The sequence below is a fragment of the Herbidospora mongoliensis genome (genome assembly GCF_001570545.1).
In the GTDB taxonomy this organism is placed as follows: Bacteria; Actinomycetota; Actinomycetes; order Streptosporangiales; family Streptosporangiaceae; genus Herbidospora; species Herbidospora mongoliensis.
Window position 1 is genome coordinate 187552 of sequence record NZ_BBXD01000016.1, and the last position, 21985, is coordinate 209536.

General features: G+C 69.4%; 17 protein-coding genes and 1 pseudogene. 7 read left to right on the plus strand and 11 right to left on the minus strand.

Annotated elements, in window-relative coordinates; genetic code table 11:
- The first annotated feature begins 4 nt into the window (after window positions 1-4).
- The gene (locus tag AW272_RS23685; protein WP_174551851.1) at window positions 5-1123 is read left to right on the plus strand and encodes a GuaB3 family IMP dehydrogenase-related protein; all 1119 of its coding nucleotides are present in this window, start codon (window positions 5-7) and stop codon (window positions 1121-1123) included.
- Between the two features lie 317 nt (window positions 1124-1440).
- Here AW272_RS23685 and nagA read toward each other — a convergent pair whose 3' ends face one another.
- The 3 genes from nagA to AW272_RS23700 are packed head-to-tail and all read right to left on the minus strand — an operon-like array spanning window position 1441 to window position 4022.
- On the minus strand, window positions 1441-2562 hold the full coding sequence (gene nagA / locus AW272_RS23690) for an N-acetylglucosamine-6-phosphate deacetylase (protein WP_066369104.1): 1122 nt from the start codon (window positions 2560-2562) through the stop codon (window positions 1441-1443).
- Window positions 2559-3422 (minus strand): SIS domain-containing protein, encoded by an 864-nt coding sequence (locus AW272_RS23695; RefSeq protein ID WP_066369107.1) that lies wholly within the window; start codon window positions 3420-3422, stop codon window positions 2559-2561. The genes nagA and AW272_RS23695 overlap by 4 nt, the downstream gene beginning before the upstream one ends.
- A gap of 27 nt (window positions 3423-3449) precedes the next feature.
- Complete coding sequence (locus tag AW272_RS23700; RefSeq protein ID WP_066369110.1) at window positions 3450-4022, minus strand: dihydrofolate reductase family protein; 573 nt, start codon at window positions 4020-4022, stop codon at window positions 3450-3452.
- A 131-nt stretch (window positions 4023-4153) separates the two neighbouring features.
- Here AW272_RS23700 and AW272_RS23705 point away from each other — a divergent pair, with 131 nt between their 5' ends.
- Window positions 4154-5563, plus strand: a complete 1410-nt coding sequence (locus AW272_RS23705) for a WGR domain-containing protein (RefSeq protein WP_218011028.1) — start codon at window positions 4154-4156, stop codon at window positions 5561-5563.
- A 198-nt stretch (window positions 5564-5761) separates the two neighbouring features.
- Here AW272_RS23705 and AW272_RS23710 read toward each other — a convergent pair whose 3' ends face one another.
- Window positions 5762-6499, minus strand: a complete 738-nt coding sequence (locus AW272_RS23710) for a TetR/AcrR family transcriptional regulator (protein WP_066369116.1) — start codon at window positions 6497-6499, stop codon at window positions 5762-5764.
- Between the two features lie 71 nt (window positions 6500-6570).
- Between AW272_RS23710 and AW272_RS23715 the strand changes: the two genes are divergently transcribed.
- Together AW272_RS23715 and AW272_RS23720 are read left to right on the plus strand one after the other, a co-directional pair.
- Window positions 6571-7392, plus strand: coding sequence for an alpha/beta fold hydrolase (locus AW272_RS23715; protein WP_066369118.1), 822 nt, complete (start codon window positions 6571-6573; stop codon window positions 7390-7392).
- A gap of 32 nt (window positions 7393-7424) precedes the next feature.
- Window positions 7425-9167 (plus strand): glycerol-3-phosphate dehydrogenase/oxidase, encoded by a 1743-nt coding sequence (locus AW272_RS23720; RefSeq protein WP_066369120.1) that lies wholly within the window; start codon window positions 7425-7427, stop codon window positions 9165-9167.
- Here AW272_RS23720 and AW272_RS23725 read toward each other — a convergent pair.
- Entirely contained in the window at window positions 9164-11287 is a 2124-nt protein-coding gene (locus tag AW272_RS23725; protein ID WP_066369122.1) for a beta-propeller domain-containing protein, read from the minus strand. The genes AW272_RS23720 and AW272_RS23725 overlap by 4 nt on opposite strands.
- Window positions 11288-11326: 39 nt before the next feature.
- Window positions 11327-13201 carry a serine/threonine protein kinase gene (locus AW272_RS23730; protein WP_066369124.1) on the minus strand — a complete coding sequence of 625 codons (1875 nt, stop codon included), beginning with the start codon at window positions 13199-13201 and terminating at the stop codon, window positions 11327-11329.
- Window positions 13202-13298: 97 nt separating this feature from the next.
- On the opposite strand from AW272_RS23730, the gene AW272_RS23735 reads away from it, so the two are divergent.
- A complete protein-coding gene (locus AW272_RS23735; RefSeq protein WP_066369125.1) occupies window positions 13299-14855 on the plus strand; it encodes a succinic semialdehyde dehydrogenase in 1557 nt (518 codons plus the stop codon).
- A 39-nt stretch (window positions 14856-14894) separates the two neighbouring features.
- On the opposite strand, the gene AW272_RS46075 is transcribed toward AW272_RS23735, so the two are convergent.
- Together AW272_RS46075 and AW272_RS40935 are read right to left on the minus strand one after the other, a co-directional pair.
- Entirely contained in the window at window positions 14895-15350 is a 456-nt protein-coding gene (locus AW272_RS46075; protein ID WP_369408766.1) for a zinc ribbon domain-containing protein, read from the minus strand.
- A pseudogene (locus AW272_RS40935) lies at window positions 15266-16087 on the minus strand (RNA-guided endonuclease InsQ/TnpB family protein); the annotation flags it as partial. The gene AW272_RS46075 and the pseudogene AW272_RS40935, both read right to left, overlap by 85 nt.
- 158 nt (window positions 16088-16245) lie before the next feature.
- On the opposite strand from AW272_RS40935, the gene guaA reads away from it, so the two are divergent.
- Window positions 16246-17793: a glutamine-hydrolyzing GMP synthase gene (guaA, locus tag AW272_RS23740; protein WP_245657688.1), complete on the plus strand. Its 1548-nt coding sequence runs from the start codon at window positions 16246-16248 to the stop codon at window positions 17791-17793.
- Between the two features lie 25 nt (window positions 17794-17818).
- On the plus strand, window positions 17819-19060 hold the full coding sequence (locus AW272_RS23745) for an acyltransferase family protein (protein ID WP_066369134.1): 1242 nt from the start codon (window positions 17819-17821) through the stop codon (window positions 19058-19060).
- Here the strand turns inward: AW272_RS23745 and AW272_RS23750 are convergent.
- The 3 genes from AW272_RS23750 to dprE1 form a co-directional block, all read right to left on the minus strand.
- Window positions 18958-19758, minus strand: a complete 801-nt coding sequence (locus tag AW272_RS23750) for a polysaccharide deacetylase family protein (RefSeq protein WP_066369137.1) — start codon at window positions 19756-19758, stop codon at window positions 18958-18960. The two genes, AW272_RS23745 and AW272_RS23750, sit on opposite strands and share 103 nt — an antisense overlap.
- 120 nt (window positions 19759-19878) lie before the next feature.
- On the minus strand, window positions 19879-20613 hold the full coding sequence (gene dprE2, locus AW272_RS23755; protein WP_066369139.1) for a decaprenylphospho-beta-D-erythro-pentofuranosid-2-ulose 2-reductase: 735 nt from the start codon (window positions 20611-20613) through the stop codon (window positions 19879-19881).
- Window positions 20610-21914, minus strand: coding sequence for an FAD-binding protein (dprE1, locus tag AW272_RS23760; RefSeq protein ID WP_066369141.1), 1305 nt, complete (start codon window positions 21912-21914; stop codon window positions 20610-20612). The genes dprE2 and dprE1 overlap by 4 nt, the downstream gene beginning before the upstream one ends.
- Window positions 21915-21985: the final 71 nt, after the last annotated feature.

A 21985-nucleotide genomic window follows, 5' to 3' on the forward strand; every position in this document is an offset into this window, starting at 1 on the left:
ACACATGACACAGGTGGAGATCGGGCGCGGTAAGACCGGGCGGCGCGCCTACGCCCTCGACGAGATCGGCATCGTTCCCTCGAGGCGCACCCGCGACCCCGAGGAGGTGTCGATCTCCTGGCAGATCGACGCCTACCGTTTTGACCTGCCTCTTTTGGTCAGCCCGATGGACAGTGTGGTCTCACCGCGCACGGCGATCGAGATCGGCCGGCTGGGTGGCCTGGCCCCTCTCGACCTCGAAGGCCTGTGGACCCGCTACGACGACCCGCAGCCCCTGCTCGACGAGGTCGCCGAGCTGGGCACGGCCGCGGCGACCCGCAGGTTGCAGGAGATCTACACCGCGCCGATCCAAGACGAGCTGATCGGCCGCCGCATCGAGGAGATCCGCGCCGCCGGGGTGACGACCGCGGTGCGGCTGTCTCCGCAGCGCACGGTCCAGCACCACAAGGCCGTGATCGACGCGGGCGTCGACATCTTCGTGATCCGCGGCACCACGGTCTCGGCCGAGCACGTCTCTGGCCGGGCGGAGCCGCTGAACCTGAAGCAGTTCATCTACGAACTCGACGTCCCGGTGATCGTCGGCGGCTGCGCCACCTACACGGCGGCGCTCCACCTGATGCGCACCGGCGCGGCCGGCGTCCTGGTGGGCTTCGGCGGCGGGGCGTCCCACACGACCCGCAACGTGCTGGGCGTCGTGGTCCCGATGGCGACCGCGATCTCCGACGTGGCGGCGGCGCGACGTGACTACATGGACGAATCCGGCGGCCGATACGTCCACGTCATCGCCGACGGCGGCATGGGCGGCTCGGGCGACATCGCCAAGGCCATCGCCTGCGGTGCCGACGCGGTGATGGTCGGTTCGCCGCTGGCCCGCGCGGCCGAGGCACCCGGGCGCGGCTTCCACTGGGGCTCCGAGGCGCACCACCCCGAGCTGCCCCGTGGCCGCCGGGTCGAGTTCGGCACGATCGGGACGCTGGCGGAGGTCCTCCACGGGCCGTCGTCGGTGGCCGACGGTTCGATGAACCTGATGGGCGCGTTGAAGCGGACCATGGCGACGTCGGGTTACTCCGACATCAAGGAGTTCCAGCGCGTCGAGGTCGTGGTGGCTCCGCCGCAGCCGTGACAGCGTTCTGACAGGGCGTCGGGTACTCACCCGGCGCCCTGTTTTGTTTTCGGCGGTCGTTCATATGTTGATATTTCCGGGTGCTGTGTTCGGGATTGATTCCCGTGGCATCCATATCCATCCGGCGATATCCGGAGTGCGTGGCAGGAGATTTTGTTTCTGTGGCTTGGCTTCGCTATTTCAAGAGAGGCGTAATGCCGAAATATCCGGCGCTGTGCGCCGGATGGGTGTCGCCTCTTCGGTGCTCAATCCGTGTTTCTGCTTGATCTGCGGGACGGAAGGGGCTGGAGTTACGAAATCTCGGGCTTCGGGCCGACCTAGACCCATTCGCCCTGGCGCATGACTTTGTGGACCTCCAGTTTGTCGTCCAGGACCACCAGATCGGCGCGTTTGCCCACGGCGATGGAGCCGACCTCGTGGTCGAGGCCGAGGGCCTTGGCCGGGTTCAGGGAGGTCACGGCGGTGGCCTCGCTCAGGGTCAGGCCGTTCAGCTGGACGCCGCGGCGGAAGGCCCGGTCCATGGTCAGGGTGCTGCCGGCGATGGAGCCGCCCCCTTCCAGGCGGGCTTCGCCATTGCGGACCTCCACCTTCATGGGGCCAAGGTCGAAGTCGCCGTCGGGCATGCCGGCCGCGTCCATGGCGTCGGTGATGAAGGCCACGCCGCCCTTCGCCGCGCGGAGGGCCAGGTTGATGATCTCCGGGTGGAGATGGAAGCCGTCGTTGATCAATTCGACGGTCACCCGCTCGTCGGCCAGGGCGGCGGCGATGGGGCCGGGGTCGCGGTGGCCCAGGGGGCGCATCGCGTTGAACAGGTGGGTGGCGACGGTGGCCCCGGCGTCGATGGCGGCGCGGGACTCGTCGTAGGTGGCGTCGGTGTGGCCGATGGCGGCGATCACGCCGGACTCGGCGCAGGCGGCGATGGCGGCCAGGGCGCCGGGCAGTTCGGGGGCCACGGTGAACATGCGGGCGTGGCCCTTGGCCGCCTCGATCAGGTCGGTGAACTCGCTCACTGAGGGGGTGCGCAGCAGCGCGGGGCGGTGGGCGCCGCATTTGGCCGCCGAGATGTACGGACCCTCGAAGTGGACGCCCGCCAGCAGGCCCTCTCCGCAGAGACCGGCCAGCATGCCGGCCGCCGAGCGCAACGTCTCCAGGGGGGCGGTGACCAGGCTGGCGACGGCGGTCGTCGTCCCCCTGGAGAGGTGGAAGGCGAAGGCGCGCCTGGCCTGCTCCTCCGAGCCCGACGGGTAGCCCGCGCCGCCGCCTCCGTGCACGTGCATGTCGACGAAGCCGGGGACCACGTAGCGGTGGCCGAGCGATTCGCCGTCGCGGGGGGCGGTGCCGTGGCCGATGTGGGTGATGCGGCCTTCCTCGATGGAGAGCCAGCCGTCGGTGACCGCGTGTCCGGTGACGATCCGGGCGTTGACGAGAGTCTGGCTCAAGGCAGGATCACCGATCTCGTGAGGTGAAGGGGCTCGTCGGGGTTCAGGCCGCGGGCCAGGGCGCGGGCGACGGCCACGCGCTGGATCTTCACCAGTTCGGCCAGCGGGTCGCGGCCGGACTCCGCGAACGTGCCGCCGCACCCCACCACCTCCGCGGCCAGGCCGTCGGGGGCGGGGCCGAGCATCCACGTCACCCGGCCGGGGCCGGCGATCGAGATCGGGCCGTGGCGGTATTCCATCGCCGGGTAGCTCTCGGTCCAGGCGCGGGCCGCCTCGCGCATCTTCAGGGCCGCTTCGGCCGCCAGGCCGTTGGTCCAGCCGCGGCCGAGGAAGGTGTACTGCTCGGCGTCCACCAGATCACCGAGGTCGTCGGACAGGGCCAGCTCCGCGTCGGCGATCGCCCCGGTCAGGTCTTCGCCCAGGTTGGCGCGGAGCAGCGCCAGCTGGGTGGTGGCGAAGCGGGTCTGGACGACCGAGCGCTCGTCGGCGAAGTCGAGCACGATCACCTCGCCGGCCGCCGTCATCACGGGCGTGGCCGGGTCGGCGGTGATCGCGACGGTCGGGGTGTCGACGGCGGTCAGCAAGGCCAGGACCTCGGTCGTCGTCCCCGAGCGGGTCAGCGCGAGGACGCGGTCGTAGGCCCGGCCCGAGGGGAACTCCGAGGCCGCGAAGGCGTCGGTCTCGCCCTGGCCGGAAGCCTCCCGGAGCGCGGCGTACGCCTGGGCGATGAACCAGGACGTGCCGCAGCCCACGACGGCGACCCGTTCCCCCGGCTGGGGGAGTGGGGCGTCGGCGGCGAGTTCGGCGGCTCGGGCCCAGCAGGCCGGTTGTGAGGCGATTTCCGCTTCGGTGTGCGTCACAACCGGCACTTTATCCAGGCGCGTGTCTCAGGGGGCGGCTGGGGCGTAGCGGCTGATGATCACCGTGTCGTCGCAGGTCCGGGATTCGAGGAGACCCAGACGAAGTCGGTCCTTGACGCCGCTCAGGAGCGGGGTGCCCCCCGTCAGGACGACCGGGTGGACGACCATGACGATCTCGTCGACCAGCCCCAGCCCGACCAGGGTCGAGGCCAGGGCGTTGCCGCCGGTCAGCAGGATGTGCCCGCCTTCCTCGTGCTTCAGGGCCGTCAGGTCGGCCTCCAGGGAGGCGCCCCGGATGATCCGGGTGTCGTCGGGCACCTCGGTCAGGGTGTCCGACACGACGACCTTGGGCCGTGCCCGCCACTTGGGCGCGTAGGCGACGTCGTGGGGGTGGGCGCCCTCCTCCTGGTCGGCGGTGGGCCAGTAGGAGGACATCCAGCCGTACACGACCCTGCCGTAGAGCAGGATGTCGGTCTCGTCGGTCAGCCCTTCGGAGAAGGCCGAGAACTCGGGGCCGACGGTGGTCCAGTCGAACGCGCCGCCGGGGCCGTCGATGTAGCCGTCCAGCGAGGTGTTCACGATGTAGATGAGCTTGCGCATGTCCGCTCCTCAGGTTGTCGTCTCGCCACTGGGTCGGAGCCGGTCGCGGGTTCTCTACATCCGTACGAGAAAAAATGTCCGCCTCTTCCCCTACGCTCGCGATCACTGATCCAAAGGGAGGAAAAGGGGATATGACGTACCTGGAGCTGTCCGAGGAAGGCGGCGGGGCGCACAAGTTCTACGAGGCCGCGGTTTCGGGGACGCGGGTGACCATCACGTACGGCCGCATCGGAGAGAACGGGCAGGTCAAGGTCACCGATTTCCCGACCGAGGAGAAGGCGCGGGCGGCGGCGGCGAAGAAGGTCGCGGAGAAGACCAAGAAGGGCTACGCCCCCGCGGTCCGGGGTGTGCGGCAGCGCCGCGCGGTCACCCGCCGGGCGATCACCAGCACCCGGTCGACCGCCAGCCAGGCGCCCGTGCTGTGGCGGTTCGCCAGCGGGTCGGCGGCGTTCGGGATCTTCGTCGACCGGGAGCGCTGCTGGGTCGGCAACCAGGCCGGTCAGGTCTACACGCTGACCCCGGAAGGCGAGATGACCGGGCGCTACAAGCTGCCCGACGGGGTCAAGTGCATCGTCGCCGACGACTTCTGGATCTACGCGGGCTGCGACGACGGCAAGGTCTACGACCTGAGCGGGAAGGTGCCTCGGGCGGCGTACGAGATCGCCTCCGACGTGGACATCTACTGGCTCGACATCGCCGACGGCGTCCTCGGCGTGTCCGACGACTCCGGGCGGATCACCACGATCGACTACGAGGACGAGTTCCTCTGGGCCCGCACTGGCGGCGGCAGCTCCGGCTGGATGGTGCGCAACGACGCCGACGCGGTCTACCACGGTCACTCCGGCGGCGTGGCCCGCTACGACCTCCAGGGCAACCAGGCCTGGTACCAGACCGCCGCCGACGGCGTCCTGTTCGGCTGGCAGGAGGAGAAGTCGGTGTACGCCGGCACGGCCCGCCGGACCGTCCACAAGCTGGCCAAATCCGACGGCGCGGTCGAGGCGGTCTACCGGTGTGACGCGGCGATCTACTCGTGCGCGACCTCGCCCGGCGGGCAGTACGTCTTCGCCGGCGACTCCTCCTCGTCGGTCTACTGCTTCTCGGCCGACGGGACCCGGCTGTGGAAGCTGGCGACCGGCTGCGGGTCGGCCTTCTCCATGCAGTACCTCGACGAGCGCCTCTACATCGTGACCACCGACGGCTCGCTGGCCTGCATCGACGCGACCGAGCAGGCCATCGCGGCGGCCCGCGAGGGGACCGTCCCGCAGCCCCGCGACGTCAAGATCGCGGCGTCCCTGCCCGTGGTCGAGCCGTCGATCACCGTGGAGACGACCACCGAGACCGGCGACGGCGTTCTGGTGGAGTGCTTCAGCGAGGGCGGGCGGCTGCGGATCCGGGTGCTGAGCCCCGGGTACGAGCAGTGGAACGTCCAGTTCCCCCGCGAGATCCGCGAGCCGGGGGCCAGGTACGTGGTCGACGGGCTCAGGCCGTCGGGCAACGGCGGTTTCTATCGCGCCTTCGGGGACATTCGACGCCTGGTCTGACCTGACGAGCCGGGGCGGGTTCGTGACATGGCCGCGCGGCCATGTCACGAAATTTCCGGTGGCCGGGGCGCTGCGGCCGAGCTTCGGCCTGCGGAGACGCCCCACAATCAGCGATATGCCGAAATTTCGGGCGCGGAGCGCCCGACACCAGGGCCACGCCGATTGGGCTCGGTGATGGTCGTGCGGAGCAGGCGGGGCTCAGTGGTCCCGTCGGCCGGTCTGGTTTTCCAGGCCGTCCAAGAGCAGGTTCAGGCCGCCCGTGAACGCCTCGCGGGCGGCCTTGTCCCATTCCGCCGGGGGCATGTTGGCCGACCTGGGGAAACGTTCGGCGAAGTCGGGGACGAGGTCGTTCATCAGGCGGGACCTGGCCGCCCACCACTCCTGGTCTGACGTGCCCGTGTCGGCGGCTGCTCCCTGACCTTCGGCGATGGTTCTGGCCGAGCCCCTGACCAGGCTGAACAGGGAGTTGACCGTCGCGCGGACCGCCACGTCGGGGAGGACTTCCAGCAGCTTCTCCAGGACGGTCTGCTCGTGCGGACCGAGGACCGGGCGGGCGTGGGAGACCTGGAGGAGCCACGGGTGCCGTAGGTAGCGCTCGTGGAGAGCCAGGGACCAGGTCTCGACCGCCTGCCGCCACCCCCCGGGCAGATCGGGGATCAGGTCGGCGTGGGCGTGGTCGTACATGAGGTCGATCAGTTCCCGCTTGGTCGGGACGTAGGTGTAGAGCGCCATCGCCGTTTTGCCCAGGCGTTCGCCGACCGCGCGCATCGAGAGGCCGTCGAGGCCTGATTCGTCGGCCACCGCGATGGCCGCTTCCAGGATCGCGTCCACGGTCAGGGCCGGTTTCGGGCCTCGCCTCTTGACGCCCTCGCCTGTCGTCCGCCAGAGGAGCGCCAGTGTGCGCTCTGGGTCACCTTGGCCTGCGTACACGACCACCGGCTTCTTACTCCTTACGGCATAAGCTATTCTTTCGCTCGTTAATAGCTTACGGCATAAGGAGATCATCAATGATCGCAACCCTCCACGACGGCGCCGAGATCGAGATCGAAGCGCACGGCGACGGGCCCGCGCTCCTGCTGCCCGTGAATGCGAAGCCCGCCGAGGACGGGCCGGCCGCCGAGGCGATGTGGGCCTGGGGAGGCGAGCCCGACCTCGGATTCAACCTGGTCAACGGGCTCAAAGGCCAGTTCAGGGTCATCGCGTTCGACTACGAGGGGCACTGTCTGGCCGTACCGAAAAGGGATCTCACGCCGGAGAACGTGGTCAATGACTTTCTCGCCGTCGCGGACGCGGCACAGGTGGAGAGCTTCGCCTACTACGGCTACTCCTGGCTGGCCATGGTGGGGCTCCAGCTCGCCATCAGGTCCGACCGCCTGAAGAATCTCGTCATGGGTGGGTATCCGCCGATCTACGGCCCCTATCGGGAGATGCTCGTCGTCACCGAGACCGCCTGGGAGTACGCCCGCAACCCTGAACCGCCCGCCGAGAACCTCACCCCGGGCGACTGGGACAGTGCCACGCCAAGCGCGAACCCGGAGCAGGTCGGTCAGTTCATGGTGCTCTACCAGGAACTTCAGGAATTCGACGACCGGGCGGTCGTGTTGGACATCCCCAGCCTGTGCTTCGCCGGGTCCGACGACGCCATCGTCTACGGCGACAAGTGGGGCGGGGTCACCGTCGACATCGCCGGACCACTTCTCCGCAACCGCGATGAGATCGTGGCGAAGGGCTGGGAAGTGCGGGTCCTCGACGGCCTCGACCACATGAGTGCCATGCGGTCGGAGGTCGTGCTGCCGATCCTGACAGGATGGGTAGGACCACAGGGGTAGGCGCTTAGCCGTAAAAAGGGAGAGTTATACCCATGACTGCGCTTATGGGGACGGGGCGGCTGGGGCCGGCGGAGCGTTACGCGGCCCTGTCGCAGATGGCGGCGCAGGAGCTCGACGTCGTGGTGGTCGGTGGCGGCGTGGTCGGCGCGGGCGTCGCGCTCGACGCGGCCACGCGGGGGCTCTCGGTGGGGCTGGTGGAGGCGCGCGACTACGCCTCGGGCACCTCGTCGCGTTCGTCCAAGCTGATCCACGGCGGGCTGCGCTATCTCGAACAGCTCAACTTCGACCTGGTCAGAGAGGCGCTCCAGGAGCGGGCGCTGCTGCTGCAGCGGATCGCGCCGCATCTCGTCCGGCCGGTGCCCTTCCTGCTCCCGCTCACCCACGCGGGGTGGGAGCGGCCCTATGTGGGCGCTGGCCTGGTGCTCTACGACACGCTGGGATTCTCGTTCGGGTTCACGCGGGGGGTGCCGGGGCACCGGCACCTGTCCCGGAGCCGGGCGCTGCGGCTGGCTCCGGCGCTGCGGAAGACGGCGTTCAAGGGGGCCGTCCAATATTGGGACGCCCAGGTCGACGACGCCCGCTACGTCATGACGATGCTGCGGACCGCCGCGACCTACGGCGCCCACGTCGCCTCCCGAACCCAGGTGGTGGGCTTCCTGCGGGAGGGCGAGCGGGTCACGGGTGTACGGGTCCGCGACCTGGAGACCGGTGAGGAGATCGACATCCGGGCCCGGCAGGTCGTCAACGCCACCGGGGTGTGGACCGACGACATCCAGGAACTCGTCGGCGGACGCGGGCAGATCCACGTGAAGGCGTCGAAGGGCGTCCACCTGCTGGTGCCCCGCGACCGCATCCACTCGCTGACCGGGATCATTCTTCGTACCGAGAAATCGGTCCTTTTCGTGATCCCGTGGGGGCGGCACTGGATCATCGGCACCACCGACACCGCCTGGACCCTCGACCTGGCCCACCCGGCCGCCTCGCGGACCGACATCGACTACGTCCTCGACCACGTCAACGAGGTCCTGGCGGTGCCGCTGACCAGGGACGACGTCGAAGGGGTGTACGCCGGCCTGCGGCCGCTGCTGCGCGGCGAATCCGAGCAGACCTCCAAGCTCTCCCGCGAACACGTCGTCGCCCACCCGGTGCCGGGGCTGGTGCTCGTCGCGGGCGGCAAGTTCACCACCTACCGGAAGATGGCCGCCGACGCGGTCGACGCGGTGGTCCACGGGCTGGCCACGCGGGTGCCGCCCTCGTGCACCGACACCGTCCCGCTGGCGGGGGCCGAGGGCTACCAGGCCCGCTGGAACTCCCGCTATCGGCTGGCCCAGCAGTCGGGCCTGCACGTCGCCCGCATCGAGCATCTCCTCCAGCGTTACGGCTCGATGATGGACGAGGTGCTGGCCCTCATCGAAGCCGATCCCGGGCTGGCCCGGCCGCTGACCGGCGCCGACGACCACCTGCGCGCCGAGATCGTCTACGCCGCCACCCACGAGGGCGCCCGGCACCTCAACGACGTGCTGAGCCGGCGCACCCACATCTCCATCGAGACCTTCCACCGCGGCCTGGCCGTCGCCGAGGAGGTCGCCCAGCTCCTCGCGGGTCCGCTGGGCTGGGACGACGACCAGGTCAAACGTGAGGTGGAGTATTACACCAAGCGGATCGAGGCCGAGCGCGCCGCCCAGGAGACCGACACCGACCAGGAGGCCGACGCGATCACCATCGGCGCTCCGGAGATCGTCCCGGTGGCCGCGCCCGACCGCAAACCGCTCTAGAACTTGATCCAGGCCTCGTCGGCCAGGCTGGCCTTGTCGCTGACCTTGACGCCGAGGTCGGAGAAGGTCCAGACGGTGTCGCCGATGATCACGCTGCGCCTGATCGACGGGTCGAGGGGGGCGTTCGGGTCGGCCTTCGGGTGGGTGATCACCCCGGCCTTCTCGATCGTGTCGCCGATCTTCAGGACGAGCGCCTGGGAGCCGTCGTAGTAGTCGGCGCCCCAGGTGGCGATCGGGATCAGGGCGAGGCCGTCCTGGGCCCAGTAGAGGAAGGCGTGCGGGTCCCATTCGGCCTGGGTGGCCGACTCCTCCTGGTGGTAGCGCGACAGCACGGCCGGGGCGGCCGGGTCGCGCACGTCGAACAGTGACACCTGGGTCCCCTGGGTCTGGCCCTTCTCGTTGGCCTCCTGGCCGACGCCGATCAGCTTGCCGTCGCCCGCCGGGTGGAGGTAGGCGGAGAAGCCGGTGATCTTCAGCTCGCCGGTGACCTTGGGGACCTGTGGGTCGCGCAGGTCGAGGGTGTAGAGCGGGTCGACCTGGCGGAAGGTGACCATGTAGCCGACCGGGCCGATGAACCGCACCGAGTAGATCCGCTCACCCTTGCCGAGACCGGTCACCTGGCCCGCCGGGGCGAGGGTGTCGGCCTTCAGGACGTAGACGCCGCTCTCGGACGTCTTGGCGGTGCTGGTGGTCGTGGCGACGCGCAGGTGGTTCTCGAACTCCGACAGCGAATACTGGTTCAGCAACCGCCCGGCCACCGAACCGGAGGCGACGTAGCGGGGCGCGCCGGCGCCGGTGATGTCGAACCGGTGGATCTCGGTGCGTTCCGGCTGGACGACCTCCTGAACCGTGTCCTCCGAGGGCGCCGCCGCCGGGGTGGGGGTGATCACCTCGGCCGTGGGGCCGACCTTCTCGACGTTGCTCGGCGTCGGCTGGGCCTCGGGCGCGACCTTGCCCGGGTCGGGGATCTGCGTCGGCATGTCCGGGTCGGGCGAGGGGGCCACCGGTGAGGCGGGGGCCTTGATCGAACCGGTCGCGTCCGGGACCGGCATCGGGTCGACGTCGACCGCGATCGGCATCGGGAAGAACCCGCCCCACCAGAACGGGTTGCTCGTCACGTAGAGGCTGTTGCCGGTGCCGTAGACGGTGTCGCCGTCGGCCGCGACGCTGATCGCGTCGGTCGTGCCGAAGGAGCCGTTCAGATCCAGGGTGTGGACGGTCACCAGCGACTTGCCGGTGAAGTCGGCCGGGTGGCTGACGTTCTCGCACTTCACCGCGCCCGGCGTGGTCTGACCGCCCGACTCGATCTCATACTTGGGCAGCCAGGCGTCGAGCGGCGCCTTCCGGTAGGTCTCCTTGACCTTGTCCAGCATCTCCTGCTGGGTCATGTTCGGGTCGTACTCGGGCGCGGTGACCTGCGGCTCGCTGCGCACCACGATCCGGACGGTCGTGCCGACCATCCGCGCGTCGACGTGCTGGGCGTTGAGGGGGGCCAGGCTGCCGACGACCTTCGGCGTCCCGGCCAGGTCGATCAGCACGTAGCGCGGCTCGGCGACCTTCTCGGGCCGGATCCGCACGGCGCTCCCGGCCGGGAAGTAGCCGCCGTGGTTGAACAGCACCAGCGCCCGGTCGCCCGACACCAGCAGGTTCGCCTCGGCCCAGCCCTGGTCTTCGGCGACCAGCCGCAGCGTGCCGGTGACCTGCTGCGACTCGGCGTCGATCACCCGCAGCACGCCCCGGTTGACGGTGATGACCCGGTCGCCGTCGGTCTTCACCAGGTCGGGCTCGTCGACCCCGGCCTCGTGGACGTTCGTCGTCGAGTGGGCCGGGTTCCCGGCGCCCGAGGCGGTGGAGGCGGCGGGGCTCCGCGCGCCGTCGGCCGCCTCCATGGACAGGGCCCGTCCCGACATGGGCAGCACCTGGAAGGTCTGGGCGTGCTTGACCGCGGCCTCGCGCAGCCCTTCGAGCATGGCGTCGCAGTCGTCGAAGGAGACCAGCTTGATGTTCGTGGTCAGGTTGATCGGCGTCACCGGGTCGGGCGACGTGGCGGCACCCGGCGTGCACGCCGCCGCCAGCAGTGCTATCGCGATGGCGCCGGCCACGCGAATCGAGGTGGTCATGTCCACAAGACGGATCGAAAGCCGCCTCGGTTCGCGGGTCTACGACCGGTGCAGGTAGGAGGAACGGAAGTAGAGCTTGTCCATCGCGGTGTCGGTCGCCCTGATGAGGGTCTGGGTCTCCACGCCCTCCAGGTCGCTGACGACCACCGCGTCCTCGTCGTCGTCGGCGACGGCCGTGCAGTAGATGTGGGTGGCGTCCCACCAGCCCAGCACGGTGTCGCAGCCCGACTCGAACTCGCTGAGCACCGTGCCGGTCGCGGTGTCCCAGACGCAGAGGGTGACGTCCTTGCCCTCGCAGCGGGCGATGAACGAGCCCCCGCCGTCGGTGAACATGTCGCGCGGGTCGGCCAGGGTGCCGCCGATCACCGGCAGCGTCCGCTGCTCCTTGCCGAGCAGGTCGTAGACGTGGGGGGTCTGATCCACGACGGTGGTCACCGAGTCGCCGGTGCCGGTCCACGCGAACGCGGTGTCGCTCTTCAGACCGGGCACCCGGATGATCTCGGCGGTCTCGGCCGCCGGGTCGACCACCACGAAGCCCTGGGTGATCGTGGTCTCGCCGGTCTTCTTCAGCGCGGTCAGCAGGATCTTGGTGCCGTCGGGCGACCAGTGGACGTAGTTGGTGGTGAGCGGTTTGGTCACGGTCTTCACGGTCGCCGACGTGCCGCTCGACACCTGGGTGATCTTCAACGTGTCGAAGTCTTCGTCGTCGTACTCCCACGGGATCCCGGCCAGCCGGTCGCCGGTGGGGCTGGGGGCCGCGTCGGCGTAGGAGTGGCGGGTGAAGGTGGTCTTGCCGGGTTCGCGGACGTAGGCGTCCCACTTCTCCCGCTTCACCCAGAAGATCGACAGGTACGCCGGATCGGCCGGCAGCTCCCGCGCCACGGCGGTGGTGTCGTCCATGTCGATGACGACCGGTTCGGGGCTGGCGGACGGCGTGACGGGAGGCGCCGAGGTCTTGCGGACGAGGGGCGGCTCGGAGTTCGAGGTGGCGGCCCACACCCCGCCGATCGCGGCGATCACCGCCAGCGCGGTCGCGCCCGTCACCACGGCCAGCGTCGGGAACTTGCGCCGCGGAACCGGCGGCTGGGGGACGGTCACCCTGGCCGTCGCCGGGTCGCTGACCAGCAGCCGGTCGATCACCTGACGCGCGGACGGGCGCAGCGCCGGGTTCTTGTTCAGGCAGTCGAGCAGGATGCCCCGCAGCGGCTGGGGGATCTGGCCCAGGTCGGGCTGCATCCGCAGCACGCGGTTGATCACGGCGGGCATGGTGTCGTTGCCGAACGGCGCCCGCCCGTTGGCGGCGTAGGCGATCGTGCCGGCCCAGGCGAACAGGTCGGCTGCGGGCCCGATGGGGCCGCCGACGAGCTGCTCCGGCGCCATGTAGGCGGGGGTGCCGATCATCGTCGAGGTCAGCGCCGTGTGGCTGCCCAGGGCCTTGCTGATGCCGAAGTCGATCACCCGGGGCCCGTCGGAGCCGAGGATCACGTTCGGCGGCTTGAAGTCGCGGTGGACGATCCCCGCCTGGTGGATCGCCGCCAGCGCCGTCGCGGTGCCGATCGCCAGCCGGTGGAGCGAGTTGCCCGTGCGCGGCCCGCTGCGCGGGATCGCCTGGGCCAGCGACTCGCCCTCGATGTACTCGCTCACGATGTAGGGCCGCGCGTCTTCGGCCCCCACGTCGAGCACCTGGGCGGTGCAGAAGGGCGCCACCCGCTTGGCCGCGCTCACCTCGTGCAGGAACCGCCGGACCATGTCCTGGTCGGCGGCCAGTTCCGGCCGCAGCCACTTGATCGCCACCCGATCGCCGCCCGGCCCGTTGCCGAGGTAGACGATGCCCTGGCCGCCTTCTCCGAGGACCGCCTCCAGCTGATATCCGCCGAGCACGCGCGGGTCGGTCGGGCGTAAAGGAGTCGCCATGACTCGAATTGTGGCCCATCGCCGAGGTCGAACGGCATTGCGAATTGACCGTACCGGCCGGTAGTCATGAGCCTCGCTCCGGAATAGTCTCGCCGGTATGGCTGGTGAAATCCGGGTGCCCGACCCCGCGCTGCTCGATCGTCTCCTGCGTCACGTCACGTCAGAGGGCAAGACGCGGACCGTGGTGACGCCGTTCACCGGGGCGCCGCTGGCCGAGGTGCCGATCTCGTCGGCCGATGACGTGCGCCGGGCCCACCAGAAGGCCCGCGACGCCCAAGTGGCCTGGGCCGAGCTGCCGGTGAAGGACCGGATCCGGCCGTTCGAGCGGCTGCACGACGCGATCTTCGATCGCCGCGCCGAGATCCTCGACATCATCCAGTGGGAGACCGGCAAGGCCCGCCGCCACGCCTACGAGGAGGTCCTCGACGTCGCCGCGAGCGGCCTCCACTACGTGCGCAAGGCCCCCGGCCTGCTCGCCCCGCACGCCCGCCGGGGTCCGTTCCCGCTGGCCACCCGCACGGTGGAGGTACGCCATCCGCGCGGCGTCGTCGCCCTGATCAGCCCGTGGAACTACCCCCTGTCGCTGGGGGTGAGCGATGTCGTACCGGCGCTGATGGCCGGGAACGCGGTCGTGCACAAGCCCGACACCCAGACCTCCCTGTCCACGCTGTGGACGATCGACCTGCTGACCGAGCTGGGCATGCCGCCGGAGATCTGGCAGGTCGTCGTCGGCGACCCGGCCGACATCGGCGAACCGCTGATCGACGGCGCCGACTACGTCGCCTTCACCGGCTCGACCCGGGCGGGCCGCGCGGTCGCCGAAGCCGCCGCCAAGCGGCTGATCGGCTGCTCGCTGGAGCTCGGCGGCAAGAACCCCATGATCGTCTTGGCCGACGCCGACATCGACCGGGCCGCCGGTGGCGCCATCAGGGCCTGCTTCACCAACGCCGGGCAGCTGTGCGTGTCGATCGAGCGCCTGTACGTCCACGACCGCGTCTACGACCTCTTCGCCGAGCGGTTCTCCCGCGCGGTCCGGAACATGAGCATCGCCCCCGGCCACGACTGGGCCACCCAGATGGGCTCCCTCACCGGGCAGCGCCAGCTCGACGCGGTCACCGCCCACGTCGACGACGCGGTCGCGAAGGGCGCCAAGGTCATCGCCGGCGGGAAGGCCCGCCCCGACCTGGGCCCGTTCTTCTACGAGCCGACCGTCCTGGAGAACGTCACCGACGACATGGCCCTGTGCCGCGACGAGACCTTCGGCCCGGTCGTGGCCCTCTACCGCTTCCACGACGCCGCCGAGGCGGTGGAGCTGGCCAACGACACCGCCTACGGCCTCAACGCCTCCATCTGGACCGGCGACCCGGCCAAGGGCCGCGCCCTGGCGGCCCAGATCAAGGCCGGCACCGTCAACGTCAACGAGGGCTACGCGTCGGCCTACGGCTCCTTCGACGCCCCGATGGGCGGCATGAAGAACTCCGGCCTGGGCCGCCGGCACGGCTCCGAGGGGCTGCTGAAGTTCACCGAGAGCCAGACGATCTCCAGCCAGGCGTCGTGGCTCGGCTTCGACCCGATCCTCGGCATGCCCTATGAGACATATGCGGACACCCTGGTCACCCTGCTCAAGGCGATGAAGAGGCTGCGGCTTAATTGACATCCTTCCGTTCCCGTGGGAATGGAATTCCGACTCATCTCACGCTGATGCGGAGAGGAGCCGAGGTTCGCGGTTCACAGGCCCGGCTGCCCGGTCGCCTCCCCGCGCATTCGCCGCATGCCCTGCGGCGATATCTCGGATATTCCTTGCCGCGTTCACGTCCGCATTGACCCGATGCCCGCAGGTGACGCATTGTAAGAGGGCTTGGCTCTTGCGACTCCTCCTGGCGATGCTCTTGCAGGAGTTGCAGGTCTGTGACGTGAAGCGCGGATTGATCTTGACAACCCGACCTGTAGCCTTGTGCTCAAGCCGAGTGACGAGCAGGCCCCAACCTGAAGCCAGAATTCTTCGGTTGAGACCGGACTTCTGTCGAATGTTTTCCCTGGAGTCTCGATTGATCCGCGCGCGGATCTGGTCATCTTGGCGACCTTCAGGTCTTCGACGCCTATGACGTCGAAGCGTCGGGCGAGGCTCGTAGAGGTCTTCTCCACCCAGTCCTTGCGCCGGTCGGCCTCTCGCGCTCTCAGTCTCGCGATCGCTGACTTGACCGTGTCGCGCCGTCTGGAACCCCTCGCTGCACGGGCCAGCGTGCGCTGGAGGCGGAGAAGCCGCGTCTTCTCGTGCTCACGAAGCATTGGTGCGTGCAGCATCTCGCCGGTGGAGAGGGCAGCGGCCACCACCACGCCCCGGTCGACGCCGACGACCTCGCCCGTGCCGGGTGCCGGAATGGGAGCCGGAATCGCGGAGAACGCGACATGCCATCGCCCTGCGCGGTCGCGGTTCACCCGATACGACTTCACTCCTGGGGGTATGGCGCGTGACCAGCGGAATCGGATCCAACCGACCTTGGGAATCTTTACTCGTCCGACGTTGCGCGACAGACGATGGATATCTCCAGGCTTGACGCCGACGATCCGAAAACCCTCACTCTTACCGCATTTGCGATAATTCGGCCTACCGTTGATTTTGTCGAAGAACCGGGTCATCGCCTGCGCGAAGTCCTTCAGTGCTTGTTGCTGGACGACGGCCGACCCGGCCTTCAACCATCCGAACTCCGCCCGCGCCTCTGTCAGTTGCCTGCACTGCTCGGAGTATCCGGGAGTGGAGCCTCTTCCCGGCCGCCAATAGGAGCTCTGTTCGACTGCGAGATTCCATACAAAGCGCGCATGACGGCAATGCTCCAGAAGTGCCACCTCTTGGGGAGCTGTCGGCTGTAGTCGAAATCGCGACACGTGCCATAATCTACTGAAGCCTGCCGCGAACAATGGCCGAATGAAAAATTATCGGCTTTCTGTCCCCGTTGCTTCCATGGATGGGGTCGCCAAGCCGTGGGTGTTTGGTGACCCCGGTAGACTGGCGGCACCGCCGTTCATCTTCAGGGAGTCCTCCTGTGTCAGAGTTCGACACGGTCCTGGTCGTCGACTTCGGGGCGCAGTACGCCCAGCTGATCGCCCGCCGGGTACGTGAATGCCAGGTCTACTCCGAGATCGTCCCCTCGACGATGCCCGTGGCGGAAATGCTGGCCAAGAAGCCCAAGGCGATCATCCTGTCCGGCGGGCCGTCCTCGGTCTACGCCGAAGGCGCCCCGGCCGCCCCCGAGGGGCTGTTCGAGACGGGCGTCCCGACGTTCGGCATCTGTTATGGCTTCCAGGTCATGGCGCAGGCCCTCGGTGGCACGGTCGCCAAGACCGGGATCGCCGAATACGGCCGCACCGACCTGACCGTCGTCGAGCCGGGCCGCCTGTTCGACACGCTGCCGGTCTCCCAGCAGGTCTGGATGTCCCACGGCGACTCCGTCGCCCAGGCTCCCGACGGGTTCACGGTCACCGCCTCGACCGGGGAGACCCCGGTCGCCGGGTTCGAGCACCCCGAGCGGGGCTTCTACGGCGTGCAGTTCCACCCCGAGGTCATGCACACAGACCACGGCCAGAAGGTGCTGAAGGCGTTCCTCGACGCCGCCGGGTGCCGGCCGACCTGGACGATGCTGAACATCGTCGAAGACGCCGTCGACGCCGTGAAGGCGAAGATCGGCGACGGCCGGGCCATCTGCGCGCTGTCGGGCGGGGTCGACTCCGCGGTGGCCGCCGCGATGGTGCAGCGCGCCATCGGCGACCGGCTGACCTGTGTGTTCGTCGACCACGGGCTGCTGCGCAAGGGCGAGGCCGAGCAGGTCGAACGTGACTTCGTGGAGATCACCGGCGTGAAGCTGCGGGTGGTCGACGCCGCCGAGCGCTTCCTCAAGGCGCTGGCCGGGGTGACCGACCCCGAGGAGAAGCGCAAGATCATCGGCCGGGAGTTCATCCGGGTCTTCGAAGACGAGCAGCGCGCGATCCTGGCCGACGGCCCGGTCGACTTCCTGGTGCAGGGCACGCTCTACCCCGACGTGGTCGAGTCGGGCGGCGGCACCGGCACCGCCAACATCAAGAGCCACCACAACGTCGGCGGCCTGCCCGACGACCTCCAGTTCGACCTGGTCGAGCCGCTGCGCGCCCTGTTCAAAGACGAGGTGCGCCGCGCGGGCGAGCAGCTCGGCCTGCCGGCCAGCATGGTGTGGCGGCAGCCGTTCCCGGGTCCGGGGCTCGGAATCCGGATCATCGGCGAGGTCACCCAGGAGCGTCTCGACATCCTGCGCGACGCCGACGCGATCGCCCGTGAGGAGCTGACCCGCGCCGGGCTCGACCGCGACATCTGGCAGTGCCCGGTGGTGCTGCTGGCCGACGTGCGGTCGGTGGGCGTGCAGGGCGACGGCCGGACCTACGGCCACCCGGTGGTGCTGCGGCCGGTCAGCTCGGAGGACGCCATGACGGCCGACTGGTCGCGGGTGCCCTACGACGTGCTGGCCCGCATCTCGACCCGGATCACCAACGAGGTCCGCGAGATCAACCGGGTCACGCTCGACGTCACGAGCAAGCCTCCGGGCACTATCGAGTGGGAATAGTCCCGGTCGGGGTAAATTGGCCCCGGTGACCACGTCTCACCGCCTGGCCTGGCTTGACGCGCTTCGGGGTATCGGCGCGCTCGCCGTGGTCGCCGAACACCTGCTCCCCTGGGTCTATCCGCCGCTGCGGCCCACGTTCATGAACGTGGGCATGTACGGCGTGGTCGTGTTCTTCCTGGTCAGCGGCTACATCATCCCCGCCTCCCTTGAGGGGCGGGGAGACGTGCGGGCCTTCTGGACCAGCCGGCTGTTCCGGCTCTACCCGCTCTACCTGACGGTGTGCGCGATCGCGCTGCTGGTCGGGCTGTGGGTGCCGATCCGCGAGCAGGTGCCGCGCGACGCCTCGGGGGTGCTCGCGCACGTGTCGATGCTGCTCGACGTGGTGCACGTGGGCGGGCTGGCCGACCCGATGTGGACGTTGTCGTACGAGATGGTGTTCTACCTCATCGTCACGGCCCTGTTCGTGAAGGGCGTCCACCGGTTCAGCGGGTGGTACGCCATCGCGTTCGGCGCGCTCGCCGTGGTCGCCGGGCTCGTCATCGGCGCGCCGTGGCTGTCCGGGCCGTGGCCCGCGATCGTGTCGGGCGTGGTGTTCGTCGTCGGCATGGTGGGACTGTTCACCGGACGCTTTCGAAAAGCCGCTTCTTATGTCCTCGGCGTGATGGCACTCGTGCTGCTGATCGGGTCGGCGTACGTGCCGTGGTTCGGGGCGGCCATCCTCGCGATGATGTTCGCCGGGACCGCGCTCTACCGCTGGGAGAAGGGCACCGGCCCGCTGTGGCCGGTCTTCGCCGCGTTCGCGCTGGTGGCGATCAGCCCGGCCTGGGCCGTCGCGGCCGGTTGGTGGTGGGTGCAGCCGCCCGTGTGGATCACCACGCTGGTGCTGGCCGGGGCGACCTTCTGGGCCGGGCGGGCGCTACGCCACCGGACGTTCCCGAAGGTGTTCGTCTGGCTGGGGCTGATCAGCTACTCGGTCTACCTCGTGCACCACCCGATCCTGCGGATGGTGCCGATCCTGTTCGGACACATGATGTCCAAGCCGGTGTGGGAACGCACGCTGCTGGCCCTCGGCTACCTGGCCGTGGTGCTGCTGGTGAGCTGGGCGACCTACCGGTTCGTCGAGGCGCCCGCCCAGCGACTGGGCAGGCGCCTGGTGAAGAAGGCTCAGACCTCCCCGGCGGGCTCGCCGCCGAACGGGTCTTCGTCGTCTTCGAGCAACTGGCCGTCGTCGTCGCTGCCCTCGGGGACGGGCGGCGGGGCCGGGTAGGACTGGCCCGGCGTCAGCTTGGTGCCCGCCAGCAGGGTCGAGGTGGTGACGAAGTAATAGCCCTGCTTCTTCAGCGTGGCCAGCACCCTCGGCATCGAGTCGACCGTCTCCTTGACGGTCTCGTGCATCAGGATGACCTCGCCGCGCCCGGCGACCTCGAGGGTCTTGGACGTCAGCAGGCCGACCTGGCGGTTGTCGATCACCCAGTCGCCGGTCGAGGTGGTGCCCGGGATCAGCACCATGTTCAGCTTCGCGGCGATCTCACGGACGGTGTCGTCGGTCAGGCCGCCAGGGGCGCGCATCACCGTCGGGTTCTTCCCGATGACCTTCTTGATCAGCTTCTGGGTCTCGTTGACCTCGTCGTAGACCTCGGTCCGGGTCAGCTCGGTCAGCCACGGGTGGGTCCAGGTGTGGTTGCCGATCTGGTGGCCGGCCTTGGCGATGTTCTTCAGCAGCGTCTGGTGCTTGTTCACCTCGCGGCCGATCACGAAGAACGTGGCCTTGGCGTCGTACTTCTTGAGCGTCGCCAGCAACTTGGTCGTGTAGGGCCCCGGGCCGTCGTCGAAAGTCAGCGCCAGGCATTTGTGGGTCGCGCAGAAGGGCTTCTTCGGTGCCTTCTTCGGCGCCGCCACAGCGGGCGCGGCGGGCAGGGTCATCACCATCGCGACGGCGGCGAGGGCGGGGATCAGGCGGCGCATCACAGACTCCTCAGGGATCAACCGAACCCTTTTCAACCGGCGTCCCGCAGGAATCAGGTTAAAAAAGCTTCACTCAAGCCCGAAGCGTAACGCCCGTTCTTGGGAGATTTCTGAGGTAAGTCACCCAGTTATGCGCCTCATGATGGATCCGGGCAGTCGCATCAGCTGGCCGAGGATGCCCGGCACCCACACGACCTGGGTCTTCGCCCGCAGCCCGTCGAGGATCGCGCCCGCCACCGTCTCGGGACTCGTCGCGAACGCGGGCGGATTCACACCCTTGGTGAGTTTTGTCCGGACGAAGCCCGGCCGGACCACCATCACGTGCACCCCCGATCCGCGCAGCGCCCCGGCCAGGCCCCTCGCGAAGGTGTCGAGGCCCGACTTGGCGGAGGCGTACAGGAAATCGGCAGGAGAGGGCTGCCCGGCCGAGACGGACGAGAAGACCACCAGCGCGCCGTGGGTCTGCCGGCGCATCGCCTCGGCGCAGACGAGCGCGGCGGTCATCGCCCCGACGTAGTTGACCATCGCCACGTCGGCGGCCTTGAGCGGGTCGAGGTCGGTGTCGCCCAGCAGGCCGCAGGCCACCAGCGCCACGTCGACGTCGCCGGTGGCGAACACGTCGCCGATCACCTTGGCGTGCTCCTCCACCCGGAACGCGTCGAAGTCGGCCGTCTCGACCGTGGCGCCCGCCTCGGCGAGCCGGATCGCCGCGGCGTCGCGGGCCGGTGAGGGCCGCCCGGCCAGGATCACGCGGTGGACGCGGCGGCGGACCAGCCGCATCGCGGTCGCCATCGCGATGTCGGAGGCGCCGCCGACGAGCAGCAGACTCTGTGGTTCGCCGAACGCGTTCTTCAAAGGGACAACCTCCTGGCGAGATCGGACTGGAAGACCAGGCGCGGGTCGAGCTCCCTGCGCCGCTCCCGGAAGGCGGCCAGCCCCGGGTACATCACCGGCAGCAGCTCGGGCCGCAGCCGCGAGTCCTTGGCCAGATAGACCCGCCCGCCCGCCTCGGCCACCAGCTCGTCGAGCCGGTCGAGCAGCCAGGCCAGCCCCTTGGTGGAGGTCGGGAAGTCGAGCGCCAGCGACCACCCGGGCGTCGGGAACGACAGCCAGCCGCCGCTGCCCGGCCCGAAGCGTTTCAGGACGGTCTGGAACGACGCCGCGTGGCTGCGCCTGATCCGTTCGACGATCTTCATGAGGGTCTGCTCGGCGCCCAGCGGCACCACGAACTGATACTGCACCAGCCCGCGCGGCCCGTAGAGGCGGTTCCAGTGGCCCACCCGGTCGAGCGGGTGGAAGAACGACGCCAGCGGCCTGACCTGCACTGATTCGCGCTTCGCAGTGACGTACACGGCCTTGTTGGCCAGGCCCGTGGTGTGCCGGTTCAGCAGCCCGACCGGCAGGAACCCGGGGGAGGCCTCGAACGGCCGGGCCCGGAACGACCGGGCGGCGCCCTGCCGCGCGTGGTCGGCCCCCTCGACCACGCCCCGGCCGTGGGCCGACAGGCAGTCGATCCAGGCGGCGGTGTAGCGGTGGGTGGCGTCGCACTCGGCCAGCCGGGTCATCACGGCGTCGAGGTCACGGCACTTGTAGGTGTTGACGATCATGCGGGAGGTCTCGATCGGGGTGAGCCGGAGGGTCGCCTTGGTGATCACCCCGGTCAGGCCCATGCCGCCCACGGTCGCCCAGAAGTCGGGGTCGTCGTGGGTGAGCGTGCGGGTGACGCCGTCGGCGCCCAGCAGGTCGAGGGCGGTGACATGGCTGCCGAAGGAGCCGTCGGCGTGGTGGTTCCTGCCGTGGATGTCGGCCGCGACGGCCCCGCCCACGGTCACCTGCCGGGTCGCCGGGATGACCGGCGGGACCCACCCCTCGGGCACCAGTTCGCGCATCAGCCGGTGGAGGCTCACTCCCGCCTCGACCGTGACGTAGCCGTCGCGGACCGGCCCGATCGCGGCCAGGCCGGTCATGTCGAGCACCAGCCCGCCCGCGTTCTGCGCCGGGTCTCCGTAGCTGCGGCCGAGGCCGCGCGCGATCATCCCGCGCCCGCCCGAGGCCAGCACCAGCGCGGCCAGTTCCGCCTCCTCCTCGGGCCGCAGCAGCTCGGCGACGCTCGGGGAGGTACGGCCCCAGCCGGTGAGGATCGTCTTGTTCGCCATCGACTCTCTCCGTGATTGACCGATCGCGTCACGTTATCCCGGCTTTCGGGGGGAGGGCGAGCACGCACCCG

What these genes read in the sequence shown, in the direction of transcription:
- AW272_RS23685 (WP_174551851.1), top strand. Translation starts at nt 5, where the DNA reads ATGACACAGGTGGAGATCGGGCGCGGTAAGACCGGGCGGCGCGCCTAC.
- AW272_RS23700 (WP_066369110.1), bottom strand. Translation starts at nt 4,022, where the DNA reads ATGCGCAAGCTCATCTACATCGTGAACACCTCGCTGGACGGCTACATC.
- AW272_RS23705 (WP_218011028.1), top strand. Translation starts at nt 4,154, where the DNA reads ATGACGTACCTGGAGCTGTCCGAGGAAGGCGGCGGGGCGCACAAGTTC.
- AW272_RS23715 (WP_066369118.1), top strand. Translation starts at nt 6,571, where the DNA reads ATGATCGCAACCCTCCACGACGGCGCCGAGATCGAGATCGAAGCGCAC.
- AW272_RS23720 (WP_066369120.1), top strand. Translation starts at nt 7,425, where the DNA reads ATGACTGCGCTTATGGGGACGGGGCGGCTGGGGCCGGCGGAGCGTTAC.
- AW272_RS23725 (WP_066369122.1), bottom strand. Translation starts at nt 11,287, where the DNA reads ATGACCACCTCGATTCGCGTGGCCGGCGCCATCGCGATAGCACTGCTG.
- AW272_RS23730 (WP_066369124.1), bottom strand. Translation starts at nt 13,201, where the DNA reads ATGGCGACTCCTTTACGCCCGACCGACCCGCGCGTGCTCGGCGGATAT.
- AW272_RS23735 (WP_066369125.1), top strand. Translation starts at nt 13,299, where the DNA reads ATGGCTGGTGAAATCCGGGTGCCCGACCCCGCGCTGCTCGATCGTCTC.
- AW272_RS23750 (WP_066369137.1), bottom strand. Translation starts at nt 19,758, where the DNA reads ATGCGCCGCCTGATCCCCGCCCTCGCCGCCGTCGCGATGGTGATGACC.
- dprE1 (WP_066369141.1), bottom strand. Translation starts at nt 21,914, where the DNA reads ATGGCGAACAAGACGATCCTCACCGGCTGGGGCCGTACCTCCCCGAGC.